General features: G+C 36.3%; 8 protein-coding genes. 2 read left to right on the plus strand and 6 right to left on the minus strand.

Features of this window, described 5'->3' with window-relative positions:
• Positions 1-120: 120 nt before the first annotated feature.
• Complete coding sequence (locus ACIQZG_RS12270; protein WP_402755474.1) at positions 121-1,401, minus strand: oligosaccharide repeat unit polymerase; 1,281 nt, start codon at positions 1,399-1,401, stop codon at positions 121-123.
• 266 nt (positions 1,402-1,667) lie between these two features.
• Here ACIQZG_RS12270 and ACIQZG_RS12275 point away from each other — a divergent pair, with 266 nt between their 5' ends.
• Positions 1,668-2,840, plus strand: a complete 1,173-nt coding sequence (locus ACIQZG_RS12275; RefSeq protein WP_402755475.1) for a hypothetical protein — start codon at positions 1,668-1,670, stop codon at positions 2,838-2,840.
• Positions 2,841-2,911: 71 nt separating this feature from the next.
• Entirely contained in the window at positions 2,912-3,598 is a 687-nt protein-coding gene (locus tag ACIQZG_RS12280) for an S-layer homology domain-containing protein (protein WP_402755476.1), read from the plus strand.
• A gap of 925 nt (positions 3,599-4,523) precedes the next feature.
• On the opposite strand, the gene ACIQZG_RS12285 is transcribed toward ACIQZG_RS12280, so the two are convergent.
• From ACIQZG_RS12285 to ACIQZG_RS12305, 5 genes are all read right to left on the minus strand, one after another.
• A complete protein-coding gene (locus tag ACIQZG_RS12285) occupies positions 4,524-6,413 on the minus strand; it encodes an N-acetylmuramoyl-L-alanine amidase (RefSeq protein ID WP_402755477.1) in 1,890 nt (629 codons plus the stop codon).
• 260 nt (positions 6,414-6,673) lie between these two features.
• A complete protein-coding gene (locus ACIQZG_RS12290) occupies positions 6,674-7,606 on the minus strand; it encodes a C40 family peptidase (protein WP_402755478.1) in 933 nt (310 codons plus the stop codon).
• 225 nt (positions 7,607-7,831) lie between these two features.
• Complete coding sequence (locus ACIQZG_RS12295; RefSeq protein ID WP_402755479.1) at positions 7,832-8,902, minus strand: CAP and S-layer homology domain-containing protein; 1,071 nt, start codon at positions 8,900-8,902, stop codon at positions 7,832-7,834.
• Between the two features lie 379 nt (positions 8,903-9,281).
• Positions 9,282-9,944, minus strand: a complete 663-nt coding sequence (locus ACIQZG_RS12300; RefSeq protein WP_402755480.1) for an S-layer homology domain-containing protein — start codon at positions 9,942-9,944, stop codon at positions 9,282-9,284.
• Between the two features lie 68 nt (positions 9,945-10,012).
• A complete protein-coding gene (locus ACIQZG_RS12305; protein ID WP_402755481.1) occupies positions 10,013-13,984 on the minus strand; it encodes a cell wall-binding protein in 3,972 nt (1,323 codons plus the stop codon).
• Positions 13,985-14,019 lie beyond the last annotated feature (35 nt).

Below are 14,019 nucleotides of genomic sequence, written 5' to 3' on the forward strand. Positions count from 1 at the left end.
GAATCTAAAAAGGATGGCTCCTGTACAATACAGAAACCATCTCTTAGCTGCTTAATCTCTTTTTTTAGTTTGTCCTTGACTTAGGTACCACATTAATAAGCAACGATGGATATCACCTTTTTAATAACGAACTTTATTATTTTTAGTTTTAATGACCGACGACGCGATTATAACGAAGCCTAGCATTAAAATAAATATTAAATCGAGTAAACCTGTATGCATCGATACCGTAAATAATGTAATAACAAATGCGTAAGCTACTGAATGGAAGCTACGGATACCACTTTGTTTTACTTTATTGTAAATAAGTGAAATCAGTACACCGTATAATAGGAATCCAACTGCTACTAGTAAATAACCACCATCTAAGAACAATTGACCTATAAATGTAGGTGTCGTCGTTCTTGTAGGACGTGTAATATACTTACCTTCCTCCACACTTAACGAGTTTACAACTTCTGTTACTTTCATACGTGGTGAAATTTGCTCACCAGGTAACACGGTATTGAAGATTCCACGGTGAATTTCGCCTTTTAAGTAACCTTCTTCTTGTGTATATTCGATAATTTTACTCAACACAATATGGCCAGTTACAGTTTCACCATTTAGTGCGCGCATCCATTTTGGTGTTAAGTTTACCTTTTGTTCAACCGTCAATAGTTTTTCTTCTTCTTCAACAGTCAACTCTACATCAGGTTGGCTACGGTCATTAAAATCTTTCGATGTATCTTCAGTCACAACACGCATGAAACCGAACATTGTGAATGCCACTCCAATAACGAATAATGCCGAAAGGAACCAAGTTAATTTCACACGTTTCACAACATAATGGAAAATAATAATGCCTGTAAATAGCATAATAATTAATGGCGTACGGTAGCCCATTAACAAGAATAGGAACATTACAACTGCAAAAATCGAACCATAAACTAAGGCCTTTTTCCATGTCATGTTCTTTTCTAAAATCATTTTGTACGATAATAATAACAAAATGCCGTACCATAATAATTGGCTAAAGAAGTTTAGCTTTGGATCAAGATTTCGACGATTCGACTCATCAGAAATACCTAGCCCACCACCAAAAACCATCATTAAATAAGAAGCTAATCCAATCAAAGTTAACAGTACAATAAAGTGGACTACATATTTCCCAAAGAAAGAAAGTCCGAATGACGGAATTGTCCATTGCAGTTTATCAATAACGTACACACCGATGTAATAGCAGACAAGTGCTAAAATCACAGCAGGCCAAATCGACACACGTACATTGAATAAGTCAAATCGATGGAAATCAAATAAGCTTGTAAAGAAGTACAGTACTAAAATAAAAGGTAAGAAAAAATACGGTGAAAATGTATCTATCTTATTGACCTTTGTAAAAGTTTGTTTCAGTTTATTCATACGTGTAATACATCTAAAAGATGCTATTGCCCTCCTCTATTGTAAATTAAGCATTGCGTTCAACAATGCTGTTCTTTTTATTTTCCCCAACAAAACAAATGTTATTATATCATAAAAACTAATAGACATATAGAAAGGATTCGACCATTTTCGCAAGAAATAAATTCAATAATTCCACCTTTCTACAATTTCCATATACTATCTATTATTCGACAAATTATGTGCTATATTAAAAAATGAAAAATACCAAAAAAAGGCAGGAAATTATGAACAAAATCTATACTTTACTTATCTTAATTTGCGGTTTCATACTATTTACAACATTATCCCCTACACAAGTTCAGGCAGCAACTCAAAAAATTGGTGTCATTTTCTCAGAAAGCAGTGAGAAATATGCCAATACTATACATCCCGGCGGTAAATATGAAGGTAAAAATGTGTCTCCTAAAGTAGATTATAGCTCGACCTACAACAAAGAGCTAAAAGCATTCCTTCTCTATCAACAACAAGGCTTTAATATCGAAAAGGTTTACGAAAAGGACTTAAATAATTTAGAGAAATTAAGTCAATATGACGCCATCGTTTTTGCTTATACCGTCATGATGGATCATAAGCAGCGAGAAAATGTAAAAATGTACGTACGTAATGGTGGAGGTGCTATTTTTGCTTTCCAAACTGCACGTAACGAGTCTGCTAAATTCCCAAAACCAGGTCAAATGGATTTATCGCCATTAATTTATGATGTAGACTCTTGGGTAATGGAATGGGATAACTTAACTGAAGTATTTAGCGCTAGATTTATCGATGATGTACAGTTAGGTAACTCAACAATCAGTAACAAAAACACAGCACATCCAATTACTCAAAATGCCACAAAGGAACTTGGAAAAAACACATTAAATCTGAAAAAATCTGACACAGAGTGGGTTGAAATTATTAAGCCTTGGCAAGGTGGAAATGCTACACCGCTTTTGTACTTCTCAAACTATGATTCTACGGACAAGCCACAAACTATGAAGAAAAATGAATTTGGTGCTGCACATGCTATTCAATACGGCAAAGGTCGTGTTGTACAAATTGGTTTTAAAATTTTCGACTACATTAGTATTACTGAAAAAGCAGATTGGCAAGATGGAGAAAATGGGGTTGCTTTCTCTACAACACAAGGCGATAAGGATGCACAAGCGTTCATGAAGCACTCACTATACTGGGTTGCAGAAAACCATAACGACAATTCACCAAGAAAATATTACATTTCTTTATCTTCGGATGGCGTACAAAGCTATCTCGCACCATCCGGTAAATTTGTCTTCTACTCCACTGTCACTGTGAAAAACAACGGTAATGTACCTGCACGCGGAACATTAAAAGTAGAAATTCTAGATACAAATGGCAATGTTGTCGGTAAAGGACATGAGCGCTATCTCCCTCTGGCCTAGCTGCTGACAACACTACTGATAATGCCGATAAAAAAGATCTTAGTAGGCATTCTGAAAAGTACCAAATTTTTATGCCAGGTAATTTAGCAGTAGGCACTTATACAATCCGTACTTCATTTGTTGAAGGTCGCGATGATCGTAAAAATGCCGATGAAAAATTTGCAACGGTCGCAGAAATTAAAACGCTCTCACGAGTAAAAGGTTCCAATAAAGCAACAATTGGTACATCACCACTATTTGCAGATGTAACTACTTCAGGTGGTGCCTATTATGACATTAAAAACTTACATGCACTGGGTATTATTAAAGGCAGTGGTGGAAAGTTCAATCCACAAGGTACCTTAACACGTATTCAAGCAACTGAAATGGTGCTACGAGCACTTGGTATCACCACTTCTGGTTCCACTACACTTAGTGCAAGTGACATTAAACCTGGTGACTATGGCTACGCTGTTTTAGCCACTGGCGCTCGCCATGGTATCATTGCCTTAGAAAATGGCAAGATTAATGCACATCACCCAATGACACGTGCTGATATGGCTCGTGCACTAGTAAATGGCTTCAAATTACAAGGATTCTCGGCTAATACATTTACTGATGTACCTACTTCACATGCTTATTATAAAGATGTTCAAGCACTTTATGCACTTGGTATTACAACAGGCTACGCAGACAATACATTCAAGCCAACTAACACTGTAACGCGACAAAACTTTGCACAATTCGTCAATCGCACACTATACGCAAACTCAAAATAACACTACAGGTATGTTGATTACCTAATCTTCATTATTTCTATTAAAGTGAAAGTTGTCTTCCGTTCCAAAAACCTATTTCTATTAATGTAATCTTTAATAGAATGCTTACATCCTTTGATTGGAGTGGGAAGGCGACGACTCCAAGCGGATTAGATAAAGGCCGCTGAAAAAGTGTTTTTTGATAAATTCTCTAATAAAAGTATGACCTAAGAATTATACGCTCCAGTTCTCTCTTTCCGCAGGCACAGCGTATGCTGCAACTCACTCTACTCGCAGCTTGTCTCGTCATACGTTTCGTGCATGCTCCTGTCGGCCAGGCTTTCGTCGCAAAAAAGTGTGCCTGCAGGAGTCTCACGCCGCCGTCGCTTTGCTTTCGTGCGGAAAACTTTCGCCGTCGCACAAAATCCTTGCATAGTAAAATATCACTAAGCAAAAAACACTATAAAATAATCCTAGTTTAAAGTTCTTCAACGACTTTATCAGCGAACAACTTTGGGACCCGCTGGAGCAGTATTTTGTGACGAAGCGACTCAAGTCACGTTCACCTCTAGTGGAATGTGCTATCAAGTGAAGTTTTTAATGTAGAGCTAGCGTTTTGATTAGGAAACTATTGTAGAGTATTCATCGCTATTCCGCTGCTTTACCATAAAAGTTTACCGTGTGAGTAACGCTTCCCTTATAGATTGTAGCGGAGGAAGCGGCTCGGTGATCGCCCGCGGGAAAGCGAGTAGCCCGTAGCGGAAATCGCACTTTCCATTATTAAGACAGGATAAAATTAGTTAATCAATACACCTGGTATAGAGCTATAATTATTTTTCAAAGTATAAAAACAGCGATTTCCGAAAGTAGGAAATCGCTGTTTTATTTATTTAATAGAATTGCTACCTTGGCATTGACCTTGAGGTATCCCTATTCTATCTATACATTATTGTTTTGTGTAATATTGTAAAATCCCGTTGTAAATAGATTGCGCATATAACTCTACATAACGCTCATTCGTTAGTTTGTTACGATCTGAATCATTCGTTAAGAAACCAAGCTCTACTAAAATCGCAGGAATTAACTGATTACGAATTACATAGAATTGTTGCTCTTTAACACCGCGATTTTTCATATCCAAATTCTTCACGATTTGATTATTAACAAATGTAGCTAAATCAATATCCTCCTGATGCATATCACCAGTTGTCACAGCATAAAATGTCTCAGTGCCCTGTGCTGAAGTATTTGCAGCCGAGTTCACATGAATACTAACAAAAATTTCACCATAGTTTGCATTTGTAAAATCTACACGATCTTGTAAAGAAGGATACGTATCACCTGTACGTGTCATTAATACCTTCGCACCAGCAGCTTCAAGCTTCTGCTTCACCAGTGTGCTGACCTTTAATGTAATCGCTTTTTCTGAATTCGAACCGTATACAGTGCCCGGATCTTTACCGCCATGACCTGGGTCAATAACAATGATTCGATTTTGCAATGCATTACCAGTTTGATTTAAGATTTTTAAATATGATTTATGGACAAACCCTGTTTTACCGCTAAAAGTGATTTCTGCCCAATAACCATTAATTTGACCAACTTGGACATACTCTCCTTTTTTCAGTTTACCAACAACTGTAGAAGAATTATTTGCCTCACTACGAATATTTAAATTGTCAACCGTCACTCGTCCTAATACGTTTCCTGAAACAGGTGGTGGAGTTGGTTCACCTGGCTCTTCCACATCAACATCAACGGTACTATTTGCGACAATATAGCCTGGTAGACCATCAACTACTGTTAAATAATATCCACCAACAGTTTTATAAACCGGTAATTTCACATCTCTTTTAATAGTTGTAATGATTTTAGAAGTAGAAGTTGCTTTTACGTATAAATTGATAGCTGCTGCTGATGTCACTTCTTTCTGAACGGACCCTAAAACTTGTCCATCAGCGTCTAAAAATTGAGTATAATTTTTGTGAACATATGCATATGCGCCTTTATACGTCACTTTCAACCAGTCACCTTCAACAGCGTACACAGATAATTTACCGCCTTTATTGACAGTTCCCACAATATTTGCAGAAGTAGTTGTGTCCTTTGACTTACGAATATTTACGCTATTACCAGTTACTTGGATTAAGCCAATCACTTGCGACGTATCTGGTACTGATTCACCCTTTACAGGTAGCTCTAAACGATACTTTTCACTCTTTGCACGTGCAACAAATAATGCAAATTGTGAACGAGTTACTGAACTATTTGGATTATAATATTGTCCACTGCCTCTTGTAATCCCATTATAATAAATCGCATTCACATATTTAAGATAAGGATGTGTGATCCCAACATCCAAAAATGGAGAATCTATCTTTTCATATTCACTCGTATCTAATTTAAATGCCTTCGTCAAAACATGACTCATTTCATCACGCGTAATAGGTTTATTCGGTAGAAATTGTCCTTTTGTATTTGTAGCAAAATAGCCCAAATGTATAGCACGTTCCACATAACCTGATAGCTCTGTTCCTACTTGGACATCTGAAAAACTAGACTTACTTACGACTAATGGCTTATTCCCTGAGGCAATAACCGCCATTTTCGCTACTTGCCCTCTTGTCACACTGTTAGCAGGTTTATAATATTGTTTTCCGTTTTCTGTATAACCTTTAATAACACCTAAATTAACTAAGTAATTGATTTCTTCATAAGCTTCATGCGTTTTGGGTATATCTTGAAACCCTCCACTTGCATTTGCACTATGTATAGTAAACATAGAAGCTGAAATTAATAAGACGCATAAAATAAGACTGATTTTTCTAATGTTCAATGTCTTATTTCCTCCCTTCCTGTTCTCTTAACCTTTATATTCTATCAAAATTCGCTAGACTACGCATCATACAATATATAACTCTTAAGCATTCTTTTTCTTTCGACTCACCTCATACAATTATATATTTTCATAAAAAGAAGAGAGTTCGCATGTGCAAACCCTCTCCAAATTATACATTATTTAAAAGAACTTTCCCTGCATTTATTCAACTTAAATATAGCCCCTATTTAAATTGAAAAGAAAGATAATAAATGTGCTTATTTTTGAATTCGCTCAATAAATGTTTCTAATTGTTTTACTTTTAACATCTCGTCAAAACCAAAGCTGCCATCATCGTTGCCAGATGTGATGCCGTTAGAAGCTAGAATTGAAATATACTTAGTAGCCCAGTGATTTTCAGGTACATCCGTAAATAAAATATCTTCACCTAGGTTCTCAATATTAAAAGCCACTACTAATACTTTAGCAATGTGCGCTCGTGTAATTGGTGAAGATGGGTTGAATTTCCCGTTTGCATCACCTTGGAAAATACCTAATTTTGCAACAGCAGCGATCGCTCCTGCATGTTCGTACGTTGGTTTTACGTCAATAAAACCAGTTTCTTTATTTGATGTATCGAGGTTTAATGCTTTTGCAATTTGAACCGCTACTTCAGCACGAGAAGCATATACTGAAAAATCAATAGCTGAATCTTTTACTTCTGCAACTTTTTCTACTTGTTCTTGCTGTTCGCTATCTAATGTTGTAACACGCTTTGCACCTACATAACGTGGTCCCCAATAATAAGGGTCGTTCACATTTGAATAACTAACACCTTGACCAGTTTGTGAGTGAATCATTTTGTTGTCACCTATGTATATCCCAACATGAGAGATGCTACCGCTACCACTCGTATTAAAGAAAACTAAGTCTCCAACTTGAAGATCACTTTTCGCAACTGCTGTACCCTGTTGATATTGTGACCCAGATGTACGATTAAGTTTAATGCCTAGTTCTGCAAATACTTTAGTCGTGTAGCCCGAGCAGTCGAAACCGCTAGTTGTTGTACCACCATATACATATGGAGTTCCTAAATATTTTGTCGCTGTTGCGGATAAATCAGCTGCAGTAGCCGCTTCAGCGTTATCTATTGGCGTAGCTGTAAATAACATAAATGATGCAAAAATCGGTAATAACCATTTCTTATTCATACTTTTGTTATACCCCTCTCGACTGCACTTTTTTGCCTATGTATAGACTAACACAAAATTTATCGATTTAATTTTTCATTTATGTAACGGTTTTAATGCAAGTGAAAACGCTGGTATACCAACGTTTACCATGTATACCAGCGTTTTAAAATGGATTTTTTTATCTCATTCTCCAATCCTTTGTAACATTCCTGTAACATATGATACGCTTTGTTACACAAAGACTTATTGACTAGAAAACATTTGAACCCAGTAGTAATTTCCTTTGCTATCCTTTGCAACACCTACACCGGTATTTGTATAATGTGCTTTCAAAATGTTGTCTCGATGTGAGGCTGAAGTCATCCAAGCCTTTACCGCCACTACCGGTAATGGTATATTTCTTGCAATGTTTTCGCCAAAACTAGTATAGGTATAATCAAATAATGTCGCTAAATCCCATGGCGCGCCGTAAAAGGGTGATTCGTGCTCAAAATATTTTCGATTCACCATGTCTTGTGCTTTAATGACTGCGATTTGTGTCAATGCTGCATCATACGAAAGTGGCTCTAGTGTCCGCTTTTGTCGTTCAGCATTTATTAACCGAACAACTTCCTTTGACCACTCTGTCGAAAAATTAACTGTAGGAATATAATCTTTTGCTAGATAATCGTAAGCTACTTCAAGATTCGTCACTTTTTGACGAAAATCGACGCTGCGCTCCACTAATGCAGCTAACTGTGCACGTGTCACCAAGCTATTAGGTGCGAAATGTTGCCCATCTACGCCTTTAATAACACCTACATCTGCTAAAGATTCAATAAAATCCTTCGCCCAATGGGTGGATGGAACATCAATAAATTTACTTTTATTTTTGGCGTCCACTTCAATTTCATATGAGAGTGTTAACATTTTTGCGATCTGCATACGTTTCAAAGGTGCTTCTGGCTCGAAAGTATCCTCATTTCGCAATACACCAAGTTCTACCAATTTACAAATTTCTTTATAGTACGGGTGCGTTACAGATACATCCTTAAAGTTAGGCAAAAAAGAAGTTTCTACATCTATTTGCATAGAACGAGCTATAGCACCAGCAGCCTCAGCACGCGTAATCGCTTGTTCTGGCTTAAAATTCCCATCAGCGTATGTAGTCATATATTGTTTTGTTAACATTTGTTGAATAACCGAATTTGCCCAATGTGACATTGGTACATCTTTTGGAAGGTTATGTTTTGCAAAAGCTGTATCAATGTTCGCGAAACTTCCAACTAGTAAAATAATTGAGAATAAGATAATGCTTGTTATTTTTTTATACATAGATGCCTCCTATAAGCATTACTTGTAAAAAAGTGATCCATCACCATAACTACGTGTTGATTTCCGTTCCGGCTAGGCGCTTTCCGGGGGGCGTCCGATGAGCCGCTTCACTCGGCAAGCCTCGCTCCAAGGTCTCATCTAGGACGCTGCTCCCCCCAGGAGTCGCCTAACCTCCACTTCAATCAACAAGCATTTTATATTCAATAAGTACTTTAATCAAATGTCAACCTCGACTTTTGGTATTAAACAAAAAAAGTACAAATGATATCTTCAAACCGCAAATACTAAGATAACATTTTTTACTTATTTTTCCTATAGATTATAAAAAAAATCACTCTATTAATGACATATTCATGACATTATTAGAGTGATTTTCTATTTATTCAATACCCGTAATATAAAAATCATCTTCAAACTTTTCAAGCGCACGATAAATGAATAACGACATTTGTCCTCTTTTCACATACGTATAAGGAGAAAATTGCGTAGTGGAAGTTCCTTGCGTAATTGAATAGTTTACTAATGTTTGAATATATCGATTTGTTTCAATATCATTTGTGAAATCTGTAAAGGGTGCCAAAATTCTTGACGCCTGCTCCAATTCAAATCCAAGCGTTATAATTTTAGCCATTTGACTTCGTGTAATCGGATTACTCGGATTATAACTTTCGCTTTTTTGAATAATATTTTTCGCCGCAAGTGCTGCAATGTGCCCGTAGTATGTATGAGTAGTCGGGACGTCTTTAAAACCTGGATTCTCTACATTCTTCGTATCTAACTGTAGGGCTTCCGCTAAAAAATACGCAGCTTCTCCTCGAGTCAAATTCTCATACGGACTAAATGTTGTAGAAGTGGTACCAAAGACAATGCCTTTACTGTATAAGTCACTAACCGCCCTATACAATTCCTCTTCACTACTATCATTTTTGATATCCGAGAACGGTATGCTTGCTGCTGTTGTTGGCATTGCATATACAACAGCCCCCGTTAATACTGAAGTTGCTAGAGCTAGCATATACTTCGACTTCTTAATTTTTTTCATGATTATACCTCCCTAACTAGTAAAAGAGCTATCCTAAAGTATCTTTAGGACAGCTCCTTCATTATGACTTAATATTGCATGTCCAGATATTCTTGTAGTACACGATAATTATATACAAGACCCTGTTGTTCAATCGTTAATCCGCTATATAACTTTTGCGCAGCGGACACTTTCTTTTCAAAACTTCTATCTTCTGGGTCAATAACAGCGATAGCATCCACTACTTTTAACACGGCTGCTACATCTTTTTCTGCTTTTTTCAATACATCTTCGTTCAGTACTTGTCCTCTTAACTTTGAATCTAAAGCTTTATAGGCTGCCGTTGCATTTGCTACATCTTGTACATATGTGCTAGAAGACGTCGATAAGCCTGCAATAATAGACACGACCTTCTTTACATTACTCATGTTTTCCTCTGCATCTAATAAGATTGAGTAATTCACAACTTTTTGCTTATCCGTAGAACTTAAACTGTTATAATCTCTACGCGCAGATTCAATCATACTAAAATACATTTTGTCGCTCGGTTTTAACTCTGCAATGCTCTTAACAACATTAATGACACTATCTAGTGATAATACAATTTGTTCATTGTAAACATATCTTCGTTGCATAGCTGACAATTTATCATAAGCTTTTAAAATCTTTTGATATTGACTTTCGATATCTTTCGATGTCATCAGCTTGTCAATATCTGCAACAATACTTATCACTGGTTTAAGCAGTTTTTCTTGCTCTTGTAGTATGTGGTAATTTTCGACCGCTTTTTTCTGATCGCTCGGCAATGCATTATAAGCTGCTCTAATTTCTTCAATACGTTTAATATATTGTTTCGGATCTACTGAAGGTAAATCATTAATCATTCGCGATACATTCGAAGCACCTAAAATACTTGTTTCTGCTGCTTGTAGCAAGTAATAGTTCGATACATATTGCTTCGAATCTTCGGAAAGTGCATCATACAGTGCTCGTGCTCTTATTGTATCTTCATGGAACGTTTTACTAGATGATTTTAGTTTACCAATTAACTCAATTACTGAAGATACCGGCTCATAATTTTGTAATATAGCAATATTATTGACATACTTCTTCTGATCTTTTGTTAATTTGTCATAAGCATTACGTGCTGAATTTACTTTACTTACAAAGTTTTTCTGCTCGGGATCTAAGTTTTCAATTTGTACCATTACATTTAAGATTGGCTTAACTTCTCTTTCACGGTTTGTTAAGTCTTTAATGTTGGACACTAATTTTTTTTGACCAGATGATAAATTATCATATGCAATACGTGCATTCATCAGCTTTGTTAAATAATCATCTTCTCCAGGTAAAGCTACATCGATAAGCGCAATAACTGTATGGGCCGACGTAAGCTCAGTCTCTGCCTTTACAAGCAGTTCATAGTTAATGATGGCCGCCTTCTTATTTTCAGGAAGTGCATCATAATTTGCGCGTGCTGTTTCTAAATCCTTTAGGAACGTCTTACTTGTCGGCTTTAATGAAGCGATTAAGCCAATAAGTGACGCCACATCCTCTACAGCAGTCAAACTTGCATAGTTTGTTACACGTTTTTGTGAAATTTCATCTAATGCGTTATATGCTTTACGCGCTGCAAGTACTTTTTTCGTGTAATCTTTGCTATTAGGGTTAAGTGCTGCAATTAAATTAATAACCTTCACAACATCTTTATTACTCTTTTCATAAGTAGATAAAATTTTAGCCTTCTCTACTAGCTTTTTCGAATTTTTGTTCATTGCTTTATATTCAGCAGTTAATGCTGCTACTTTTGCAACAAATGTTTCTACAGGCTCATTTGCTAATGCATCGATACGATCATCAAACGCTTTTGCCTCCGTTATATAGCCCCTTGCTGCTTGAAGTGCACTGTAATTTGTTACGAGTACTTGATCTTTTAATGCTGCATAAGCATTCTCTGCGGCAAGTACATCATCTTTATATGTTTTTTTCGTAATCTTTAATGCGTCGATTTGAGCAATTACACCTATTGCTTCGACTTTATCACTTAGACCTTTATAGCTTTTCACAAAAGTGCGCTTTCCTTCATCCAACTTTAAGTATGCGCTATTTGCTGATTTTGCTTTTTTGATATAGTCCTTATTCGAATGATCTAACTTTTCTATAAGCGCAATCACGTTTAACATAGATTTTTGAGATTTCTCAAAATCCGTTAACACTTTTATGTTTGTTACACGCTTTTTAGTAACTGAGTCAAGTGCTTCATATATATTTCTTGCTTCTAGCATATCTTCCACAAGATTTTGAGTGCTAGGTAAATCATTTATTTTTTTTATAACAGTTTCCAAGTCCGTTTCTAGCTTTAAAAGATTAGTCAGCTTTTCACTTAGCTTCGTTTTAATGGCATCTAATGCTGTTGCATTTTCCCCAGCAGTTGATGAGTTTAATTTACCCACCTCTAATTGTAGCGCTGTAATTTGTGCTTTATAGTCTGCTTGTGTCGACTTAAATGCATTCACTTTTCTAGATAAATCCGCGTAACTAAAATAAAGTTTAAGCTTTTCTTCATCTTTCACTAAACTTTTTTCTGTATCTCCTAATCTATCGAAAGCTGCTTTGGCTAAAATTGTTTGATTTTCAAATGTAGATGATGTTGGATTTAGTGCCGCGATTAATTTATCAACACTTAAAGAAACACTGTATTTCTTTTCCCAATCTGTTAATTCAGTTAGGTTATTAATAATTTTCTTTACATTTGCTGTCGTCGAAGGACTATTATAAGCTTCACGTGCAGCATTAATTTTTGTCACTTTATCTGCAAGCGGTGCATCCTTAATTGCATTAATTTGTGTTTCAATTGCCACAGCAGCCTGAATATTTGCTTCTGCAGCTGTTAAATCCACAACATTTTTTACGTATTCCTTCTTGGCTAACGCAGTGTATTTTATCATTAGACCATTCACGGCTTCACGGTACGCCGCGTCACTTGAAATTCGTAGGTCTGCAATTTGCTTTGATACTTCGGCAGCTTCCTTAAATGGCTCAAACAGATTATAATTTCCTACTAATTTCTTCGATTCTTCATCTAGCTTATTGTAAGTTGTTTCAATGGTTTTCACTGCACTGATGAAATTTGTAGCCGATGAAAAATCTGCAGGATTCTTTTTCTCGAACTGGCTTATGCTCGCACTTACTTTTTCTGCTGCTGTTAAATTCGTTAACGTATTCGTATACTTTTTGTAAGGTGTCACCGCATCATTTTTTGGATTATAAGCTACAACAATTTTCTTTTGATCAGACGTAAGAGCGTCATACGCTTTCGTTACATTGTCTACTGCTACTTTAATCGTTGCAGAAACCGCTGTAGAATCATCTAATAGCGCAACCAGACTATCTAGCTCTTTAATCGCTGTTTCTGTTGCATTTGCATCATCAACCATTTTGAAAAGCTTTGCGATATCCGCTCCATTAGTTTTAAAATAATTATTACGATCCGCCTCATTATAGCTGTATTGTAAGGAAGTACCACGAACAGTTTGAGCAATAGTACTTGCTCCATTTGTTAATGCTACACTCACAGCTTTTTTATAGATCTCTTGGATAGCTAAATAAGATGCGTCTAGCGCTGTTTCTTTACCTAAAAAATTTGTATAGGAAATATTAATCGTATCAACATCTTTTAAGAATGTCTTACTTGAATAGTTTAATGTATTGATGCTCCCACCAATTTTTTTCAAATCTGCTAGGAGACGTCGTTGCGCTACAATATAGTCATATTTTGCAGTAATAAATGTAATCTCATCCGGATTAAACCCTGCTTGACCAAGGATAGCTACATCCCCTTCTGCTACGCCCATTTCATCAGGTGTTGAATTCACAGACAGTTTACCGAATTGTGCAATTATTCTTTCCTTTATGTCCGTTGCCGCTACTATATCTATAGATGAAGTTTGCTCAGTACTTGGTTTTATTTGAGATGGTGCTTCAACTTCCTGTGCATTAGCAATCGTTGCTGGGGCTAATAATAAGCTTGTTAATACGCCCGCTTTTAATTTATTTTTCAAAAGACTCACCCTTTCACGTATTTTTTATATAGGAA

The organism is Lysinibacillus sp. NPDC096418 (genome assembly GCF_044762775.1).
In the GTDB taxonomy this organism is placed as follows: Bacteria; Bacillota; Bacilli; order Bacillales_A; family Planococcaceae; genus Lysinibacillus.